A 21,207-nucleotide genomic window follows, 5' to 3' on the forward strand; every position below is an offset into this window, starting at 1 on the left:
ATTCCTCCTTTTAAGCGTAAAAAACGACTGCAATAAAATTGCAGCCGATATGTTCTGTCATTATTCTGCAGCTGGTTGATTTTTTATTGCGTTATCCATAATTTCTTGACGTTCTTCTTCTGAAACCTTCGCTAAAATCTCATTAATTTTTTCTGTTAGTTCACTATCTTTCTTAAGACCCACTGCAACTGCCGTTTCTTCTTCTGATGCTTTGAATCCATCTGTAAATTCAACCATAACAAAGTTTTCATTGGCAGAGGAAGCACTAATTCCCTCTGGACGTTCGGATACATATCCATCGATTTTACCTGACTCTAAAGCAACTCGCATTGCCGGGAAATTATCCATAGCCGTTTGTTTTTTTACGCCTTCAATTTGATCGATCACTCCGTAATGGGATGTGTTTAGCTGACCGGTCACTTTTGCCCCTTTTAAATCTTGGATGGACTTAGCCCCTTCATAAGGTCCGCCCTTTTTTACGACCATTACAAAATTAGAAGTATAATAGTTGTCAGAGAAGTCAATTGTTTCTTTACGTTCTTTTGTTGGAGACATCCCCGCCATTATTGCATCAATTTTACCTGATGTTAGAGCCGGAACTAAACCATCCCACTCTGTTTTAACAATGACTAATTCTTTTCCTAAACCTTCCGCAATTTTCTTAGCCATTTCTACATCGTATCCACCTGCGTACTCTGCGTTGCCTTTAAGTTTCACTCCACCGTTGGAATCGTCCATTTGTGTCCAGTTAAATGGTGGATATCCAGCTTCTAAACCGATTGTAAATGTATCGCTTTCTTGTGTGGCCGAACCTGAACCTGTTTTTTCTGTGTTATCCGTTCCACATGCCGCTAAAAGTAACAAGATTGATGCGAACATCATTAGTAATAGAAATTTATTTTTCACTTGTATTTCTCTCCTTTTATTTTTAGTTTATGTTCGAAAACAATAAAAAAGGACAACCTATAAAAAAGACCTGAGATGAACTCAGGTCGCAATTTGTATAGTTGCCCTAAATCCTCTACTTTACCCAAATGAGATAGCACACCACTATTAACCGGGACGTTTATAGTGGACAGTCCTGCAATTATTCACTGCAGACCCAGCATGTAATACGGAGAAATATTTACAAACTTCGGCGACATTTCCTTCTCCTTAGCATCATTGCTTCTCAAACTCCGCTAAAGACTAATAAATATCGCGCCTCTACCCCACTTATCAAGTGAGGTCATATTTAATTAATTTATGTTTCATAGTCTACAACAACATCAGATATGTGTCAACCGGTCTATTTAAAACGACTTTTTAAACTTCCAGAAAAATCATTTTTCGTATGCCCTTAAAAACACCACATTTGATAAAACTCTGATTTTATTGGTATAATGGAAAATGGATGAATTGGTGAACGAATATATATACAAAAAATGGAAATTGCATTTTCATAAATTTATACAAAAAGGGAGTTGATATTATGGGATCTGTCCAAGTCGCAGATCACAAAGTGTCAGAAGAAATGAAAGATGATTATTCACTAGACAGAGTGCCACGAGATAAGAGAAAAATGGGTTGGTTTAGCATTACCAACATCACATTTGGTATCGCAACGGCAATTTTTTATTTTCAAATGGGAAGCGTTATGGCACTCCAATTCGGAGCCATCAATGCCATCATATCCTCCATATATGCGATAATCGTTGCTGGTATACTCGGAACATTCATTGCTTATCTTTCAGCAAAATCCGGTATGAATGTCAATTTATTATCTAGGGGTGGAGGTTTTGGTTACATAGGTGCATCGTTAACCTCATTCATTTATGCAACAAACTTCATCATGTATTGTGCATTTGAAGGATTAATTCTAGTTTCCGCAATTCACACCTTCTTCCCCGCCCTACCAGAATGGGCGCTTATCATTTTCTTCGGATCAATAGTCATTCCATTAAATTGGTTTGGAATCAAACAGCTCGATAAATTACAAAAGTGGTCATTACCGATTTTCGGTATTTTTTTAATAGCGGCCATTGTTATGTCATTCTACAAGCCCTCCGTTTATGAAGGAGCTTTTTGGACGTACATGCCAGAAGGAGTCCAAATGGGTGGACAAGCCTTACTACTTTGTATCGGGATGCATCACGGAATAATGGGTCTTACAGCTTTACTATCATCGGACTATGCACGTTTTCTTAAACCGAAAGATATTAAAGTGGGTTCTTTCGCCATTGGATTTATTCCTCAAATTTTCTGTTTTGGTGTCATGGGAGGTCTAGGTATATGGTTTGGTGTTCGTTTAGGTGAGCCAAATCCAGGAGTTTATATTGTACTGCTCTTAGGTATAGGTGGCGCCTTGTTTACAATGCTAACGCAACTACGTATAAATGTTACAAATATATACAGTAGTTCCTTATCACTTGCTAACTTCTTCGAGAACATTTTTAAATTTACACCAGGTAGACGCTTTTGGGTAGTTGTATCCGGAGTAGTTGCTATTGGTTTAATGCTAGGTGGTATTGTCGATCATCTAGATACTGCCATGACATTCCAAGGAGTCTTCTTACTCGCTTGGGCAGCTATATTAGTGACTGATGCGATGATCGTGAAAAAGCTATTGAAAATTGGACCTGGTTATTATGAAGCTCGGCACGAGTATTTATATAAATGGAATCCTGTTGGAGTCGTTTCTCTATTAATCTCCAGCGCACTAGGAACGATAGCTGCATTAGGATATATGGGATCATTTTTGCAAAGTACTGCAGCATTTTTCGCAGCGATCCTAGCAGCTATACTTACAGTAATTTTAGCTATTTCTACTAAAGGAAAGTATTATAGCAAAGGAATTCCTACCGACATTCCTAAAGATGATTACATTGCTTAATAGGTAGAAATGGATTGCCTCTTTAATAGCAATTAACCAATCGATCAGCCCACCATTCATTTTATCGACTGATTTCCATGTTTCCTTATTTAAGGTATTTGATTCGTTACACGCTATATTCACGCTTCTTTTTTTGAGGTTGTATTTATAGTATGCTGATCATTTTGATTGGTTTTTCATTCGTAATCTCTCCAACATATATACCTCAATATTTTTCCACATATAAAAAAGAGTAGCTATTCAGTCTGAGAAAGGCTGGCTACTCTTTTTACATTTACTACTTATCCGAAACAGAAATCATTTATCCAGTTGAGGAATAAAATAAACAACAAGTACTTACTTTTACAAGTTAGTGCTTGTTTTTATTTTTGGACGCTCTCAGGCTGTTAGTTATGAACAAAAAAGCAATGACATATGGTTAAATGAATGACTAAAGTGGAGATGAGGGATTTGTATATTTATTTATGTAGTTAAAACGGGCGATTCTTTATTTTCCATTGCGAACAAGTACCAAGTCTTAATGGATAGTATTCGCGCGATTAACGATTTAACAACAGAAAGTTTAGTAGTCGGCCAGGATTTACTTATTCCGACAAATATCTACATTGTGCAGCCTGGAGATTCATTATATACAATTTCTCGGATGAGCTTCATTTCAATGGAAAAAATACGCCTATATAATGGATTACATTCGGATGTGCTAATGATAGGAACGAAATTATATTTGCCTCCACGGACAAAGTACAGCGCAGAAAATTTAAGTTATATTACACCTTCAACACCCGATAGAAATACGAGACTTATAGAAAGATATGCACCTATTAATACCTTTTTAGGCATCTTTGAATATCATGTTTTAGAAGATGGAAGCTTAAGTCTATTAGACGATCAGCAAATGATACAAACAGCAAGAGAAAGTAGAGTAGCCCCTTTAGCCGTTGTTACGAACCTAACTTCCACTGGTTTTAGCCCTGAGTTAACGCGTCGAGTATTAGGTTCAACGGAAATAAGAAATCGGGTTATCAATAATATATACCAGTTAGTTAAGAACAAGAACTATGCAGGTGTAAATATCGATTTTGAACAAGTACCAGAAGAACTAAGGGATCTATATACTGGCTTCTTGCATACATTAAGGGCTAGATTAAGCCCTGAAGGATATTATATATCTGTTGCTGTTCCACCTAAAACGAGTGATAATATCCCTTGGCTAAGAGGATATGATTATGGAGGAATTGGGGCATCTGTAGATTTTGTTTTTATCATGGCGTACGATTTTCACGAAGCAAGTAGTCCACCCGGTCCTGTAGCCCCTATTACTGAAGTAAGAAAAACCATTCAATTTGCACTTCAACATATGAACAGAAATAAGATTATTCTCGGTGTTCCCCGCTATGGCTACGATTGGACAATGGACTACGGAAACGTGGTAAGTGCTAGGGCAGTTTCTGTAGCTGAAGCAGTTGAAACTGCTATGATATCACAAGTACCCATTTCCTATTCTACCGAGTATCAACAACCCTTTTATCAGTATTTGGATATAAAAGGGAAAAGACATATCGTGTGGTACGAGGATTCGAGAGCTCGTGCTGAAAAACTAGAACTAGTAGTGGAGTATCGTTTGAAAGGGGCAGGAGCTTGGCAATTGGGATTGCAATTTGCCCAGTCTGCCATCTTGGTTGAAGAGTTTTTTAACACGAAGAAGGTTCTATAAGAGCAGTGAGATTCCTCCATGTAAAGTGGGATCTTAAGCGTCTATACAAGGGGGAACATAGTGAAAAAAACATGGTTACTAGGGGTTGGTTTTTTTAGTATTAGCTTAGGATGGGCATTATACAATGGATTTGTCCCATATTTTCTAAATGATTATCTAACAAGTACTGCCCTTATTGGCTTTCTAATGACAATTGATAATTATTTCGCTCTTTTTTTACAACCTTATATCGGAAACCGTAGTGATCGAACGAATACCCGATTTGGACGCCGCATGCCTTATTTACTCATCGGCATTCCTTTTGCCGCAATCTTTTACGGGCTTATCCCTTTTCATACAAGCTTGCTTACGTTAATCCTATTTATGGTTTGTATGAATGTATCCATGGCTATTTTCCGGTCACCAACTATTGCATTAATGCCTGATATAACACCTGAAGAAAAGCGTACAAAAGCAAATGGTATCATTAACTTCATGGGTGGTTGCGGTGGTATTTTAGCATTCAGTATAGGCTCATATCTTTTCGGTATCAAAGAGTCTTTACCATTTTTAGCAGTATCCGTCGCCTTAATAATAGCGCTGATTGTTGTTTTTAAAAATATACGGGAAAAAGAAGACACTATCCCTTTCATTGAACCCGTGAAGCCAACTATTAACTACAAAGCAGAATTAAATAAACCAACTATCTTTCTTTTAGCCGCGATCTTCTTTTGGTTTATGGCTATTCAAGGAATGGAAGCATTATTTACATTATATGGAGTAAATGAGCTCGGATTATCCAAAAGTGCCTCTGCCTTTTCTTTAGCATTTTTTTCGTTAAGTTTTGTCCTGTCGGCTATTCCAAGTGGCCTTTTGGGAGCAAAGTTTGGAAAGAAGAGGATCATTCTTTTTGGTATTGTTGGATTATTTTTCGTTTTCTTATTATTAAACTGGGTCCAATCGGTCTTCTCTTTACGAAGTCTGCTTTTAGTAGGAGGCATGTTTTGGGCATGCATCAATATTAACTCTTACCCTTATATCGTTTCCCTGGGAGATGAACACAGCTTTGGAACAAGAACAGGCTTATACTACTTCATTTCCTCGTTAGCAGCCATTATTTCTCCACCGACTTTAGGATTGCTAATTGATATATTTGGTTTTGGTTTTTTATTTAATGCCACAGCTGGTAGCATGCTTTTCGCATTAATATGCATGTGGAGAGTCAAAAGCATTTCCAATCCAAAGACAGTTATAAGCACATAACAAAACCGACCTCCAAATGGATAGCCGGTTTTGTGCACACAATTAAATTCTTACGCTAGTTCTTCCATAGAAGCAACGTATTTTTCTTCTTTTTCTTTATCAAATCTACCTTCCCATTTAGCCATAACAACTGTTGCTAATGCATTTCCTACAACATTTACAACTGTACGTGCCATATCTAAAAGTCGGTCGATTCCTGCGATAAATGCTAGTCCTTCTAAAGGAATTCCTACTGTTCCGAGCGTAGCTAGTAGTACAACAAATGATACACCCGGTACACCAGCGATTCCTTTTGAAGTAACCATTAACACAAGTACTAATGTAACTTGTTGCATAATACTTAGATCAATACCATACATTTGAGCGATAAAGATCGCTGCAATTGCTTGATATAATGTAGAACCATCTAGATTAAATGAATACCCAGTCGGCACAACAAACGATACAATATCTTTTGGCGAACCGAACTTCTCCATTTTTTCCATTACTTTCGGCAGAACAGTTTCTGAACTAGAAGTAGAGTAGGCAAGCAGTAGCTCGTCCTTCAATACTTTAAGAAGGTGGAAAATATTCACGCCAACGAGCTTGGCAATTCCACCGAGTACAACAAGGATAAAGAAAATCATCGTTGCATAAACCAAAATCATTAACTTACCAAGTGGCAGTAATGACTCTAAACCGAATTTAGAGACGGTTACCCCGATTAGAGCGAATACACCAAATGGAGCAAATTTCATAATAAAGTTTGTCACCCAGAACATCGCATCTGCGGTTCCTTGGAAGAATGCTAATACTGGTTTTCCTCTATCTCCAATAGCTGCAATACCTAAACCGAATAGTACTGAAAAGAAAATAATTGCAAGCATATCTCCGCTTGCCATAGACTGAACAATATTACTTGGAACAATTCCTACAATTACATCCATGAAACCATGGTCTTGTACTTGTTCCGTTGTTTGCACGTATTGATCGATGTTTCCTTTTGAAAGTGTTGACATGTCTATACCTTCACCTGGTTTGAAAACATTCGCTGCCAATAAACCAACGATAATGGCAATCGTCGTCACAACTTCAAAGTAAATTAGTGTTTTACCACCTAATTTACCTAATTGCTTTATATCCCCAGTTCCAGCTACACCTAAAATAAGTGTAGAAATAATGATCGGAACAACAATCATTTTAATCATATTAATAAAAATTGTACCTATAGGCTGCAAGTAAGTTTCTACAGCAGGGTTACCAAAAAAGATAGCCCCCACGATAATACCTAAGACAAGCCCAACTAAAATTTGATATGCCAATGTAAATTTAAATTTTTTCTTCAACCGTAAGTCCCCCCTTAACAACAATGAAAACGCTTTCCTAACTTAAGAGTAAGCTTAAGAATAATTTTAAAGGAAACTTACAAAATCCGACAAAATCCGACAAAAATTTTTAGAGTTATCTTTTTGTTTGAATCTCATTGTATTTTTCTTGCACTTCCATATAAAGAACTTGGAGAAACTTCTTAATGTTTACTTTCATTTTCGCAAAGTTTTTTCTTCCTTCTTGCATGTGAATCATTTGACTTCTAATTTCTTGAAAATCAAAATAGCGAGGAGCATAGTATTCGAAGTCGGCATTCGTGTAATCGATGGCACCTAAAGAAGCTATATTATTCATCGCATTTAAAATTGTTCGACGTAAGCGTTGTTCTATTGCCTTACTTTCTTTTTGTAAATGAGTGAAAGAAATACCTGATTTTGTAGCAACAGCTTCGTATAGTTCTTTTAGTGGAGGTAGTTGAATCATTGAATCTTTTTGGTCGAAGAGAAACTCGATCATTGCAACAATATCATCAATTCCTACCTCTCCTAGGATACCCATGTCACTTAATATAGAATGAACAATTTCTTTTACACTTTGTTTTTTATAGACTGTTTTAATAGGTACAATATTAGCCAAAGACTCTTTAATCGCTAGAAGGGAATCCTGCAGTCGAATTTGTTCTGCCGTTTTTCTTAAAATAGTTAGAACTTCAATTCGATTTATCGGCTTATGTATAAAGAATTCAACCCCTTTTTCATAAGCTTCGCCAACCATTTCTTTATTAATAATTTGAGAAATCATGATAAACTGCCCTTGATATCCCTTTTTTCTTAACTGTTCAATTGTTTCAATGCCGTCCAATTCCGGCATTAAAAAATCGATTAAAACAACGTCTGGCTGCATTGTAGTGATTGGAGATAATGAACTGATACCACTATTAGCTTCACCAATTACTAGTCCAATATCCCCTTCTGTTATTATCTCTTTTAGCATTTTTCTACTTGCTAGGTCATCATCAACTATAAAATAGCGCAGGTTGATTCACTCACTTTCTTAAATTGTTCGTCGGGATTTGGATTTGAAAAGCAGTTCCTTCTTTCCTCGTTTCCACACGAATGTCGCCATTCAATGTTTGGATAATTTCTTTCACATGTGAAAGACCAATCCCTGTTGCGGCAACTCCCTTATCGTTGTACTTCGTCGTATATCCAGGCTCAAAAATGATCGGTATATCTTCTTTTGGAATTCCTTTACCTGTGTCCTTTATCAAAAAATATGTATAGCTAGATTTCTCAAAAAGACTTATATGTATTTCTCCTTTATCCCCTATCGCTTCTACGGCATTGGCTACAATATTATTTAGCAAAGCAAGTAAGGGGATTTGTTTGTCTGTTTCAAAATCCAATTCTGTCAAAATGGAAAAATGAACCTGTTTCCTTAACAACTCACTATATTTTTCATTTGCATGGATAACAAGCTGAATTACTTCAGACAAATAGATAGGTTCATCTTTTTTCCCATCTGTTACATTCTTTAATCCTGCTAAAATTCGTTGGGAATCTTTTTTCACTTCATGGATTTCCTGTGCAATATGTAATGCTTGTACACTTAATGCTTGCATATTATGTTGCTTTAATTTTCGATACAGATCATGACTAGAAACAGTAATTTGTTCAATATGATTCATCGATTTTTGCAAATAAAGTGTTTCTGCATATAGCTCAGAATTTACGTTAAGCATTTCTTCCATCCGTTTCTTTTGCTCCGACATCGCGATGGAACTATACAATCCTACTACAAAATAGCTACGAAGTACTGCCACTCCTAATAGTAATGCCCATTCTTCAAAACCTAAATTCTCCTGATACATAAACCAGTTTCTTACAAGATGCTCTGTGCCATTGGCGATAAATTCAAATCCAACCCCGAGAGCCCCTAAAATGAAGGGATTAGCCTCGTATTTTTCCAAATTTATCATTCGCAATCCTAATGCAAATAAAAAGTAATATAAAAAAGCTGGAGCATGGTCAACAAAACCTACAAAGACTGTATCCCCATGGAATAATATATCTCTTACCGTTCGAGCAATCACAACAGAAAGCCCTGTTATGGATCCCGTTAAAAGGAGAGAAGCTGGTGGTCGGATAAGGATAAGTAGAAAGAATGTTATGCTCCCTAGACCAAAACGAAAGGCTTCTCCGCTAAATGGAATTACCTTGAACTCACTTGCCAATACAGTCAACAATACAGTCAGAATGATTGCATACTTACTATCTCGTAAAACCATAAAACTCTCCTAGTAAAGCTTATTTAATAATTTGAGTATAACATTGAACAATAAAGAAGAAAAAAAAGACGAAACATAAACTTACCTGCTTCGCCTTTTCACTATTTTATGCCTTTTTTACAAATTCAGATTTTAACTTCATCGCACCAAAACCATCAATTTTACAATCTATATTATGATCACCATCAACTAAACGAATACTTTTAACTTTTGTACCTATTTTTAAAGTAGAAGAGCTGCCTTTTACTTTTAGGTCTTTAATGACAGTTACAGAATCACCGTCACTTAAAATATTTCCGTTCGCATCTCGCACTATTTGCGTTTCTTCGTTTTCCTCTGCTCCTGCTCCTCCTATAGTCCACTCATGCGCACACTCTGGACAAACGTAAATATTACCATCCTCATATGTATATGCTGAATTACACTTTGGGCAGTTAGGTAAGTTATCCATACTTTCATCTCCTCCATTTCGAAACAGTTCCTATTATGCCTCTATACTAACATGTCTAGTTTTTTTGACAACTCCTTTACAGAAAAAGCATAAGTCACTGTTACTTTAATAATTAGTTATTTTAGCAAAGGGTTTTGGTGCTCTAATCGATTCTTTTTGTAGCATTTTATCCTAAGCACTCATGCTTCTTTCACTATTTGGTATAGCATCTGGGAACAATCAATAGAAGCTTGCACTTAATAGAGATAACTCGTCGTAAAGAGTTGTATGAAGTATCTCCTGGGATTTCCGCTACAGGGCGGACGCTTTCCACGAGCGTTGGAGTCGCCGCCCTTTCGCTACAATCCAATAGAGTTTACTATTTACTCCGAATTGATGCACTAGGTCTAGTACTATGTTGCATTTTCTATAGCTAAAAACCTTTGATTAGTGGAAGAAGATATACTATCTAACGATTGGTATCAATTATTGGAAGCTATCATTGCTTGAATGGCTAATAGCAACCTTACCTGTAATAATAATCCTAAATAAGAAATTGCAAGGCAGATGTAAATTAAGCAGCTTTTTTGCATTTAGTTATGGATTAACTAGCAAGTTCTAGGGAGTGAAGTGCAAGGCGGCGACACCTGCGGGATTAGCGGGACAGGTGAGACCCCGCAGGAGCATTAGCGACGAGGAGGCTCACTGCCCGCCTGGAGCGGAAATCTTAGCGGACATCTTATAGGATTTTTAAGACGCATTTTCCCTATATAGCATTTTATATCAAAATGGCACAACTTCTATCACTCGATAAAATTATCCCTACTTCTAGCTTTTTATAAATTCCAAAAGCACGAAAAAAATCGTCAGTCCATTAGTGGATTGACGATTCTTATGCATACTTTCATTAAACCTTTTCTAACTCCTGTATCTCGTCCTCTGGGTAATTTCCTCCGTTCAGAATGTCTTCGTCTAAACCAAGCACCTTCGCAGTTGAAGTATGAAGCTCGCGGAAAAGCTCTGGGTTTTCTACTAGAGATACACCATACGAAGGAACCATTTCTTTAATCTTTGGTTCCCACTCTTTTGCATGTTGCGGGAAGCACTTATTGATTATTTCAAGCATAACGTGAACTGCAGTAGATGCACCTGGAGAGGCACCTAGTAATGCAGCAACTGAACCATCAGCCCCTGTGACAACTTCCGTACCAAATTGAAGCGTACCTTTACCACCTGCCTCGGTATCTTTAATCACCTGTACACGCTGTCCTGCTACTACTATATCCCAGTCTTCACTTTTAGCGTTCGGAACAAATTCTCGTAATTCTTCGATGCGTTGTTCTTTTGATAGCATCAATTGTTGGACTAAGTATTTTGTTAATCCCATGTTTTTTGCTCCTGCCGATAACATAGTTAATACGTTATTTGGCTTTACAGAGCCTAATAAGTCCATATTAGAACCGGTTTTTAAGAATTTTGGCGAGAAGCCGGCAAACGGTCCAAATAGTAATGATTTTTTATTGTCAATATATCGAGTATCCAGATGTGGCACCGACATTGGAGGTGCACCAACTGCAGCTTTACCATAAACTTTTGCATGGTGTTGCTCTACAATCTCAGGGTTTTTACATACTAGGAATAGCCCACTTACCGGGAATCCACCAACATGCTTACTTTCCGGTATACCTGTTTTTTGCAGTAAAGGTAAGCTTCCCCCTCCACCGCCGATGAAGACAAACTTCGCATTAAGATATTCGAGTTTACCGCTATCGCTTTGTACTTTCACTTCCCATAAACCATCGGGCGTGCGTTTAAGGTCATTCACTTGATGATTGTATCTAATATCCACATTTTTACTTGCTAAGTGGTCAATTAACATGCGCGTTAAAGCACCAAAGTTTACATCAGTTCCGGAATCTATTTTTGTCGCCGCTATAGGTTTATCTAAAGTTCGATCTTTTAACATTAACGGAATCCATTCCTTCAGTTTTTCTGGGTTATCGGAAAACTCCATCCCTTCAAACAATGGATTAGTTGAAAGCGCTTCAAAACGATTTTTTAAAAACTGTACATTTTTTTCTCCCTGTACATAGCTTATATGTGGTAATGGCATGATAAAGTCTTGTGGATTACTAATAAGATCACTTTCTACAAGATAAGACCAAAACTGTCTAGAGAGTTGAAACTGCTCGTTAATTTTTATCGCTTTACTGATATCTACTGTTCCATCTGGTTTTTCAGTTGTGTAGTTTAGCTCGCATAGTGCCGAATGCCCTGTTCCCGCATTATTCCACTCATTCGAACTTTCCTCACCTGGTTTGTCCAGTTTTTCGAATACTGTAATTTTCCAGTCTGGTGCTAATTCTTTCAGCAATGTTCCCAAAGTTGCACTCATGACTCCGGCACCAATTAAGATAACATCTGTATTTGTTTGTCCGTTACTCATTTTTACCATATCCTTATATGTGAAGTTTTGCAGAAAGGATGTAAACGCTCCTTCTTTGGCGTCATAATAAGACAAGACGCAACCTGGGAACACATCTTTTCTATATCAATATCCTTTTATTAGTTTATCATAGTTATTTTAATAATAAAACATCCCTATCTCAATCTATGTCGCATATTGTAGTTTTAAGTCATGGAATATAAGAGAATTCATGGAAAACTCTTGGCGTAATATGTTTTTTGTCACATGAGCTTCCGTAGACCTCACCAATCAAGCCAGTTTCTTTTTTAATTAACATTCTCTATGTATTACTATATATTTAAACTAGGTGATGAGATGAATACAAAAATATACGTAAACAATGAAAAATTCATAGCAGGTATAAGCTTGAAAGATAGTCGGGAACCAGAGCAAAACAATATGGCACTTCATGTATGTGAAAACATAGATCAGGTAGTAGAAAATCGTCAGAAACTGGCTGCATCTTTAAATTGCGGGCTGGAGACTTTTGTTTGTGCCAATCAAACGCATAGCGCTAATTTCCACCGAGTAACACTCGATGACAAAGGCCGAGGAGCTGATACGATAGATAACGCCATAGCGGATACAGATGCCTTGTATACATATGAGTCGGATCTGTTATTATGTAGCTTCACCGCTGATTGTGTTCCCGTAATCTTCTTCAATGAGCAAACGGGCCTCATTGGTGTCATTCATTCTGGATGGCAAGGTACTGTCAAAGAAATTACATGGAAGCTTTTTGAACATTTAAAGCAAGTTGAACAATGTAATATACAGGATATACACGTCCAACTTGGGCCAGCCCTTAGTCAGGAAAAATTTGAAGTGGATGAAGATGTATATGTTCAATTTAAAAAGCTAGGTTATGCAGATGATTTTATTTATTACAATGACGAAACATGCAAGTATCACATTGATAACCAGTTAACCGTGAAAAAACAGTGTGAGTTAGCAGGAATCTCTTCTACGCAAATTACATTAGACCAGACTTGTACATTTATGAGCCCGAATGGATTCTCCTATCGACAAGACAAAAAAAGTGGAAGACATATGAGTTTTATTATGAAAAAGGGCGCTTACGATAGAGCTTAACATTCAAAAGTGTTTATTACATTTGAATACTATATAAAAAAGGACCTAGGCTGTAGGTCCTTTTATAATTGACTATATTTATCTACGCTTACTTTTGTATAAACATTTGGGTCCAGTAATTACCGTCCTTCACGTATCCTACTCCAATATGCGTGAAGTTTTTATTGAGAATGTTTGCTCTATGTCCTTCGCTATTCATCCATGCTTTTACTACATCAGCTGCAGACTGTTGACCTTTTGCAATGTTTTCTCCAGCTGCTTTATATGTAACTCCATAGGCTTTCATCATATCGAACGGTGAACCATAAGTTGGACTTGTGTGATCGAAATAATTCTTATCATGCATATCTTGAGACTTTGCTTCTGCTACTCTTGCAAGCTCCCAATCGTCTTTAAGTGCTGGAAGCCCAGCATTTGCTCGTTCTATGTTTATAAGCTTAATCACTTCTTGCTCTACACTTGCTTGTTCTTTTGTTGGAACATTAATCTTTTGACCAGCGTAGATAAGATTTGGATTTGCAAGCTGTGGATTTGCCTCGATTAATTCCTGAACTCCTGTTTGTGTTTTCGATGCTATTTTCCATAGTGTGTCTCCCCCTTCGACTGAATATGAACTATCCGCCATAGCGCTCATCGGTACTAATAATGATATAGATAAAACAGAAGCAATCGTAGCTTTCCCTAATTTTTTTAGCATTATATTCAATCCTTCCAATTCGGTATATATTCATAGTAAGTAGTTTCATAGAGTTATTCACTACTTAATATATGGAAGGATTTTTACGATTTTATTACATATGTAATAAATAATTTTTAATCAATAGAGTTGCAACGCTTTCTTCTAATGACTTCGGTAATATAATTGAAATATAGCTTGAATAGGTAAAAGTTACCTCTAACAATTCCGCTATTCATATTAGTTATCCCATACTTCTTTTAATGTTTCTCTAAACAAAACATCTAGTTTTTCTGTAGGGTCTTCTATTTTCATTGCTAAAGTTTTAATATAAGCTTCAAGTCGCACCATTTCACTTTCTAAAAATTCATTGATCACTTCAATTCGCGGCTCCATGTCTAACTCATCTCCTTTTATCTTTCGTTCTAGAAGATGATTGATCTCGTTTTTTAAATTATCATTTAAAATCATAGCTTGTAGTAATTCATGAAAGTCAATTGGTGGTACTGTTTTATACTCTTCAATCCATTTGCAGGCCAAGATAGGTCGAAGCACATAAAAGTACTTCTTTATTTTCACTTCAGAGCCTTGTAGATATTCTCGATAATTGTTTTTCGCCATATTTAAGTAATGGTACAAGCTTGCATTTGGATAAAAGACTTCAGATTCTAAGGCTCGCAATTTGTCGACAAATGAGTACTGTTGAAAATAAATAATATTACTCCGCATCCACTCCAAAAGAGGTGGATTACTCTTTCTAAACAAACGCAAAGCTTTTGTGATTTCCCAACCACTTATATCTAATAAATCATTGATCGGTACTTCAATTACATCTCTCTTCTTACCAATTCCTTGTGGATCAATCGAAAGATACCACTCTGGTTGATGAACATAAATAAATCGTACATCGTAATCGCTATCTTTAGAAGGAAAACCCCAAGCACGGCTTCCCGATTCGACAGCATATAAAACCTTTACTTGAAATTTTTCTTCAATTTCTAGCAATTTTTTTAGGATAATTTCATTCATTAAAAGAACCTCCCCAAATTTAAATTTATATTTTATTTACGTTAACTTTATTCTTTGTACTTTTGGACAGTCAGAATGCTTATCGTGTCTACCGATCTTTCACTTAACTATGATATATTAGCCTGGTTGTTTTGGGCATCAAAGAGGTATTCTAACAATATTTGCTAAAGTTAGGTTTGGTTACGGCTACTCACTCTACCAAATCAATATCGCGTTAGCAAGCATAAAAAGCAGGGAGTTCATTCGTAATTTCCCTGCTTTTTTATATTATTTTTTTGGCTTTAAAGAGAAACGTTACATCGTTGCTGCCGAAGAAGCAGCTGCTTGATCAGCCTTGACACAATCGATAGCGACAACGATCGCTATGATGACGCCCTCCATTTCTTGATCCAATATTTGAACTTGGTAGCTATCGCCCCAAGTAAACCATTCCTTACTTACTTTTCCTACAACTTTTCCATGCTGTAACACTTGAAAATCCATATCCCACCAGTTACCATGTACCTCCACACCTGCTGCATCAATCGTATAGCGGGCCTTAAAAAAGGAAAACTCCTTCTTTATCGTTAACACTTCCCGGCCATCTACTTCTACAAAAAACTTAGGTAAAAAACTGAATACCTTTTTTGTAATGAGCGCTATTTCCTCTCTTGTTGTATCCATAATGGAGAAAGTCTTTGGAATTTGCATAAAGCTGCCCTCCACAAAGTAAACATCTCTCTCCTGCTGATCCTTTACCGTAAATTTGCCACCTAGGCTGAATACCTTTTGTTTTATATAAAGTTGCTTCATACGACGGCCTCCCTCCGATATAATATAGTACTTAAATTATACCATTGTTCGAATTTTGGTACTCCGAAGACAAGCATAAATAGGATACATTAGAGAATGAAGTTACTCAGATGGAGCATATAAAGCAACAAACACTATTATCAAATGCACAAAAATCCTTTGATGAATTACTTGCTTTAATTGAGAGTATTCCCTTACGAAATAGGAAATTATCGATTGAGACAACCGAGAGAGATAAAAATTTCCGTGATATTTTGATGCATTTATATGAATGGCATGCAATGCTTGAAAGATGGTATCGCGAAGGAAGGGATGGGGATTCACCCGAAATGCCAGCTCCAGGTTATAAATGACGCAATATTGACGATCTTAACTTACAAATCTGGCGAAACTAGCAAGATGTAAAATTATCTACAGCTATAAAAAGAGTAAAACTCAGCCATCAGCGAATTATGCGACTAATGGAAGGTCATAATGATGAAGAAATATTTACAAAAAAGTATTACAAATGGACAAAAACGAGCAACCTCTATAGTTATTTTGCAGCCAATACTACCAATCACTACAAGTGGGCAATTAAAAAATGTGAAATCCTAGCGGAGCAAATTAAAAGTAAAAAAACCACCTAAGACGATATAAAATCAAGGTTTTAGGTGGTATTTTTATTGATTTCATATACTTTTGTTATTCCGTATTAATCGAAAATGGAACGATTAAAGCATTTTACCTGTATAGAAAGAGCTAGCTAATTGGTCAAAATCATAGTCTTTCAATTCTTCTAAAGTAATATTTGCATGCGAACCTTCATGTACCATTAAATTACTGTTTGGACCAAGATGGATTAAAATAACTGGTTTGTCAGTGGCGTAAGCATAACCAAGTTCCCACGCTGTTCCACTGTCCGAATAGTTACCATGATAGATACCTACAACTATTTCCGCCCACTTAATATGTTTTATATCGTTCATAAATGTTTCAATGGACCATTGACGTGAACCCACCTCAACACGTTCATCAATTGGATTTCGAAGCGGTGAAAATACTTTCAAACCTTTTTCTGCCAAAATTGCCTCCACCTGTTCTAAGCATTCAATCTCCTTCTCATTAAAAAAGGGACTAGCTAAATAAACTCTTTTCATTATTTTATTCTCCTTCCATTTTCGATAATTATTTACAACGGTTGAACCTTTAACACTTCTTAGCCAATTGTATCCCAAATGCTCTTCCATTCAAACACCTCGAATAAATACTAAAATCCTTTTTAGAAATTAGCTACCAAGCAAGGATCTATTTGCCAATCTTTTATATTAAGGTTCTCTGTTACTAATGTAAATGCGTTTTCCCAATAAACACTTATAATATTTAGAAGAGTGATACATGTGCAAACAAATAAGCCTGCCTTAATAGGTGAGCGAGAAGTAAACTTCTTGAAATATAAAAAGTATTGATACAGGGATTCTTACTTCCGGAAGAAAAATATTTTCCTCCCCACCCTTTTCTATACAAAAAAACTTCTAGCCGATAAACAGGGGCTAGAAGCTTTTTTAAAATCAGAGTAGTTAATCTGGAAACAGTCATTCCAATAACTCACTTGAACAAGTTAATGGTCGTTATAATGATCGGCGCGCTAAATACAACATCGATCAGGAATGCACCAACAATTGGCACGACCAGGAATGCCGTGCGAGAAGGACCATACTTGCTCACGGTTGCGGACATGTTCGCCATTGCGTTCGGTGTTGCACCAAGTCCGTGGCCTAAGAATCCAGAGATCATAACAGCCGCATCATAATCCTTGCCAAGCATTCGGAACATCACAAAAATGGCATACAAGACGAGGAAGCTAACTTGTATCAGTATAATGCCGATGAGTGGTAGTGCAAGATCTGCTACTTCCCATAGCTTGATGCTCATCAGTGCCATCGAGAGAAAGATCGCAAGCGAAACGTCACCGATTAAGTTGATCTCTTTCATATTCACCGTACCCTTTATAAAGCGATCGGCAAGATTCCGAACAATAACCGCCACGAACATCGCCCCTATATAGGACGGCAGGACGAAGCCGGTCACATTCGTAAACAAATCACCAAGATACGTTCCCGCTGCCATGGAGAACGTGAGAAGAGCAACCTGGACCATGAATGACCACTCTTGAATCGGCTTCTCATCTTTCTCTACATACCCTTCTATTTTACCCGATGACGGCTTTAAGTCATGTTTTTTAATTAGGTACCGCGCAACCGGACCACCGGAAAGGCTTCCGCAAATCAGGCCAAGGGTGGCGGCGGCCATCCCAACCGTCAAAGCTGAGGAAATGCCCAAGTCCTCAATCGTCTGTCCGTATGCCGCAGCTCCCCCATGTCCACCGTTCATCGAAACTGCTCCAGCCATGACACCTAGCAGTGGGTCAATTCCAAACAATTGAGCAAACGAAACACCGATGACGTTTTGAACGAACACCGTGACGCCACACAAGAGCAAATAGATGACTAAGAGCTTCCCCCCCAGTTTGATGAGCTTGAAGCTTGCCCCAAGACCGACCGTCGTAAAGAAGGCGATCATGAACAGCGACTGTAGCGATGTATCCAATGTAATCTCGACAATCCCCGTAGTTTTCAATACAAGCGCTAAAGTAGCGAATATCAAACCGCCGACGACAGGCGCAGGGATCAGGAACCGATTAAGCAATCCTATCCGGTTGACAAGTGCCATTCCCAACAAATAGAGAGCTACTGCAAGGAACAGAGTTGTAATTTGATTTAGTTCAATCATATATCTTCACCTTTCTTAAAAGCTTTACCTCTTCATTGATGAATTTCCCACAGCCGAACCTTCATTCAGCCGTTTCCATCAAAATTTAGGTTAACTTTGGATATTTTAAAGCTTGTCGTTTTATTACTTACACATATGTACCGAATGAATGTAGCCAAGCTGGTCACGGCATGATACGAATTCCGTTTCTCCCACAAACACATATATGAAGCCGAGCTTATCTGCTAGTGAAAAAGCTCTGACATGTTGCACTCGTCTCACTGCAGATTTTCTATTCAAAGATTGCAACTACTTTCCTAATAAAAAGATTTACCCCAAAATAATAAGGGTACACAAGGAAACATCCTCATACTATAACAATCAATCCTAGTATTAGCACGGTAAAAATTTGATATGCCTTAGTAAATTTTAATTTTTTCTCCATTAATAAGTTACTCTTTTCAATCGGTAAGCGCTTTCATCCATAAAAGATGGATTTATACTAGTATTTTACGGGAGACCTATTGAATCCTACAAAATCCGACATTTTCAGTTATATATTTTAAAAACGGTGCATATTACTCTTTTATTCAATTAGCTGTCGCTAAACTTTTCATTTGCTTCAGCATCGTTCGACTTGATAATTTGCATAATATAAAAGAAAAACCACCTAAATCGTTGTCATTTCAACGTTCCAGGAGGTCTTCTCTATAATTCGAACTTACTTATGATAAGGTTCACCGTAACGCATCTAAATGAGGTTTTTACCTTTTTTGTTAAAATGATTTTACTAGAAATTAAATAAAGAACAGTACTGATAAAAATGCTATTAACCTCTCAAAGTATTTACATCTAATCAGAAGTATATATCTCCCCAATCTGTGCAAAATTGAGAGGCACTGCAATTGGCCAAGCTCAAAATTATTTGGCTTTTAACCGCATTGCTTAAGGGCAGAATAAACATACTCTCTCATGTAAACCTTCTAAGACTTCTTCTGGCACTTCCCTGACCTTGATATCCTCGCCTAGGAAAAGCAGCCAATTTGTTATTTCGGTCAATTCTCCTGAATTATTAACATTGATAAAAGTCTTTAGAATGGCTGTGGTTTGGTAAGGATTTGTATAGGAAATTGAAACTTTTAAAGGATGGTATTTTTTGAACTGGGCAATTGCCTTTGGGCCAAGTTCAAGGACAAGGTTGATTACTTCTTCCTGCTTACTTAGTTTTTCTAAAATATTTTTCTTACTTAATCTTTTTTTCGTAGGGTATGGTTCGACATTGGTGAGATTGTCGACGGGAAAAATCTCCCTATTCTCTTCCTTTAAGTCAAATCCTTCAATCAGCCAAAGGCTTTTTTCACGATAAAGGTGCAAGAGATAAATTGGATAAGTCTTTACTATCTTCTCTTCTTCGATAGTAATCAATAAATAGCGATCCAAAAGAAGGATTTGGATAAGTTTTTCTAAAATAGGATGGGGGAGGTCTGACAGATCAAGTAGGTCGGGATTATTAGGGTTAGTTCCTTCAAAAAGCAAGATTTGATTTAAAAGAACGAGGTCATCTTGCTGGTTTTCTGAAATGAGGCCTAGTAATTTTTCAGCTAAAGACTGACGGCTCTTTAGATAAGGGAGTTGTTGATTTCTTGTGGCCATAAAGGCAATAAAGAGAGCTTTAATCTCATTATCGGTGAAGCGGACAGTGGGCAGGACAGAATTGTTCATGACAAAATAGCCCCCATCCCTTCCAACTTCAGCAACAAGGGGCATCCCCATGGCTTCAATTTCTCTGATATCTCTAATAGCGGTTGAACGAGAGATGTTAAATTCTTGCATGATCTCAGAAATTGTAAAGTGGGATCGGTTGTTGATATACCGCATGATAATATTAATCCGTTCAACTTTTTTCATCTGGACCTCCTAAACAGTATCATTTTTTGACTCTATTAAAGACTATTATAAACTCATCAAGTGAAAAGACAAATCATTTGATAAATTTTAAAAAAGAGGAAGGTTTTGAAAATGGCAAATTATACTTTAGAAGAAAAAGACAGCTTTATCGTTTTAGGTTTGGGAACTGAGCTTACGAGCGATTACACAGACTATGCTGGCATAAACAAGGAAAAGTCAGTCTTTTGGCAGTCAGTCAAACAAGATGGACGGCTTGACACGTTAAAAGCCCTAGCCACAAATGAATACATTTTCGTCGTTAACGAAGCCGTGAATAACAAGATGATGCATTATGCTGGTGTCATGACAGAGGGAACATTACCAGAAGCAACTAGAGTTATCCAATTTCCTAAGGGAGAATACCTCGTTGTTAAAGGGGAAGCGAATACAGATGAAGAGTTGAGTAACAAACTTACTGGCATTGCCTTTGGAGAAGCCTTGCCAGAAGCAAATAATGTTGCCTATGTTGGTGGCCCAAATACAGCTGTTGTGATGGGGCAGCGAAACGGCTTAGTATTTGGTGAAATGTGGATTCCTGTTGTTAGGAAATAAAGGGAGGTGTCTATTTAGGAGTTGATTATTCGGAAAATTTGTAACGTT

The 21,207-nt window shown here is 37.1% G+C and carries 17 protein-coding genes, 1 pseudogene and 1 riboswitch; of the genes and pseudogenes, 6 read left to right on the top strand and 12 right to left on the bottom strand.

Annotated features, from left to right (window positions below; all coding sequences use genetic code 11):
- Positions 1–60 precede the first annotated feature (60 nt).
- Positions 61–906, bottom strand: coding sequence for a transporter substrate-binding domain-containing protein (locus tag FG382_RS20820; RefSeq protein ID WP_229677445.1), 846 nt, complete (start codon positions 904–906; stop codon positions 61–63).
- 126 nt (positions 907–1,032) lie between these two features.
- A riboswitch (Lysine riboswitch) is annotated at positions 1,033–1,217 on the bottom strand.
- A 254-nt stretch (positions 1,218–1,471) separates the two neighbouring features.
- Here FG382_RS20820 and FG382_RS20825 point away from each other — a divergent pair.
- The 3 genes from FG382_RS20825 to FG382_RS20835 all read left to right on the top strand — a co-directional run bounded on the left by FG382_RS20825 (position 1,472) and on the right by FG382_RS20835 (position 5,828).
- Positions 1,472–2,872: a purine-cytosine permease family protein gene (locus FG382_RS20825; protein WP_142540777.1), complete on the top strand. Its 1,401-nt coding sequence runs from the start codon at positions 1,472–1,474 to the stop codon at positions 2,870–2,872.
- A 520-nt stretch (positions 2,873–3,392) separates the two neighbouring features.
- Entirely contained in the window at positions 3,393–4,586 is a 1,194-nt protein-coding gene (locus tag FG382_RS20830) for a glycoside hydrolase family 18 protein (RefSeq protein ID WP_229677446.1), read from the top strand.
- Between the two features lie 60 nt (positions 4,587–4,646).
- A complete protein-coding gene (locus FG382_RS20835; RefSeq protein WP_142540779.1) occupies positions 4,647–5,828 on the top strand; it encodes an SLC45 family MFS transporter in 1,182 nt (393 codons plus the stop codon).
- Between the two features lie 50 nt (positions 5,829–5,878).
- Here the strand turns inward: FG382_RS20835 and FG382_RS20840 are convergent, their stop codons facing one another.
- From FG382_RS20840 to FG382_RS20860, 5 genes are all read right to left on the bottom strand, one after another.
- Positions 5,879–7,153, bottom strand: coding sequence for a cation:dicarboxylate symporter family transporter (locus FG382_RS20840; RefSeq protein ID WP_142540780.1), 1,275 nt, complete (start codon positions 7,151–7,153; stop codon positions 5,879–5,881).
- A 115-nt stretch (positions 7,154–7,268) separates the two neighbouring features.
- A complete protein-coding gene (locus tag FG382_RS20845) occupies positions 7,269–8,171 on the bottom strand; it encodes a response regulator (RefSeq protein WP_142540781.1) in 903 nt (300 codons plus the stop codon).
- A gap of 10 nt (positions 8,172–8,181) precedes the next feature.
- A complete protein-coding gene (locus FG382_RS20850; protein ID WP_142540782.1) occupies positions 8,182–9,423 on the bottom strand; it encodes an ATP-binding protein in 1,242 nt (413 codons plus the stop codon).
- Positions 9,424–9,529: 106 nt separating this feature from the next.
- Positions 9,530–9,874, bottom strand: a complete 345-nt coding sequence (locus FG382_RS20855) for a zinc ribbon domain-containing protein YjdM (RefSeq protein ID WP_142540783.1) — start codon at positions 9,872–9,874, stop codon at positions 9,530–9,532.
- A gap of 886 nt (positions 9,875–10,760) precedes the next feature.
- The gene (locus FG382_RS20860) at positions 10,761–12,332 is read right to left on the bottom strand and encodes a malate:quinone oxidoreductase (RefSeq protein WP_268238283.1); all 1,572 of its coding nucleotides are present in this window, start codon (positions 12,330–12,332) and stop codon (positions 10,761–10,763) included.
- A gap of 303 nt (positions 12,333–12,635) precedes the next feature.
- Here FG382_RS20860 and pgeF point away from each other — a divergent pair, with 303 nt between their 5' ends.
- Positions 12,636–13,412 carry a peptidoglycan editing factor PgeF gene (pgeF, locus tag FG382_RS20865; protein WP_142540784.1) on the top strand — a complete coding sequence of 259 codons (777 nt, stop codon included), beginning with the start codon at positions 12,636–12,638 and terminating at the stop codon, positions 13,410–13,412.
- Positions 13,413–13,500: 88 nt separating this feature from the next.
- On the opposite strand, the gene safA is transcribed toward pgeF, so the two are convergent.
- The 3 genes from safA to FG382_RS20880 form a co-directional block, all read right to left on the bottom strand.
- The gene (gene safA, locus FG382_RS20870; protein ID WP_142540785.1) at positions 13,501–14,109 is read right to left on the bottom strand and encodes a SafA/ExsA family spore coat assembly protein; all 609 of its coding nucleotides are present in this window, start codon (positions 14,107–14,109) and stop codon (positions 13,501–13,503) included.
- Between the two features lie 219 nt (positions 14,110–14,328).
- Positions 14,329–15,117: a nucleotidyltransferase domain-containing protein gene (locus tag FG382_RS20875; RefSeq protein WP_142540786.1), complete on the bottom strand. Its 789-nt coding sequence runs from the start codon at positions 15,115–15,117 to the stop codon at positions 14,329–14,331.
- Between the two features lie 294 nt (positions 15,118–15,411).
- A complete protein-coding gene (locus FG382_RS20880) occupies positions 15,412–15,909 on the bottom strand; it encodes an LURP-one-related/scramblase family protein (RefSeq protein WP_142540787.1) in 498 nt (165 codons plus the stop codon).
- Positions 15,910–16,019: 110 nt separating this feature from the next.
- On the opposite strand from FG382_RS20880, the pseudogene FG382_RS20885 reads away from it, so the two are divergent.
- Positions 16,020–16,538 (top strand): annotated as a pseudogene (locus tag FG382_RS20885) (ClbS/DfsB family four-helix bundle protein).
- A gap of 84 nt (positions 16,539–16,622) precedes the next feature.
- Here the strand turns inward: FG382_RS20885 and FG382_RS20890 are convergent.
- The 3 genes from FG382_RS20890 to FG382_RS20900 form a co-directional block, all read right to left on the bottom strand.
- The gene (locus FG382_RS20890; protein WP_142540788.1) at positions 16,623–17,048 is read right to left on the bottom strand and encodes a nucleoside 2-deoxyribosyltransferase; all 426 of its coding nucleotides are present in this window, start codon (positions 17,046–17,048) and stop codon (positions 16,623–16,625) included.
- Between the two features lie 448 nt (positions 17,049–17,496).
- Positions 17,497–18,681, bottom strand: a complete 1,185-nt coding sequence (gene gltS / locus FG382_RS20895) for a sodium/glutamate symporter (protein WP_142540789.1) — start codon at positions 18,679–18,681, stop codon at positions 17,497–17,499.
- A gap of 924 nt (positions 18,682–19,605) precedes the next feature.
- Positions 19,606–20,568, bottom strand: coding sequence for a helix-turn-helix transcriptional regulator (locus tag FG382_RS20900; protein WP_142540790.1), 963 nt, complete (start codon positions 20,566–20,568; stop codon positions 19,606–19,608).
- 111 nt (positions 20,569–20,679) lie between these two features.
- On the opposite strand from FG382_RS20900, the gene FG382_RS20905 reads away from it, so the two are divergent.
- On the top strand, positions 20,680–21,159 hold the full coding sequence (locus FG382_RS20905) for a GyrI-like domain-containing protein (RefSeq protein ID WP_142540835.1): 480 nt from the start codon (positions 20,680–20,682) through the stop codon (positions 21,157–21,159).
- The last annotated feature ends 48 nt before the right edge of the window (positions 21,160–21,207 follow it).

Source organism: Psychrobacillus lasiicapitis, from assembly GCF_006861795.1.
GTDB lineage: Bacteria > Bacillota > Bacilli > Bacillales_A > Planococcaceae > Psychrobacillus > Psychrobacillus lasiicapitis.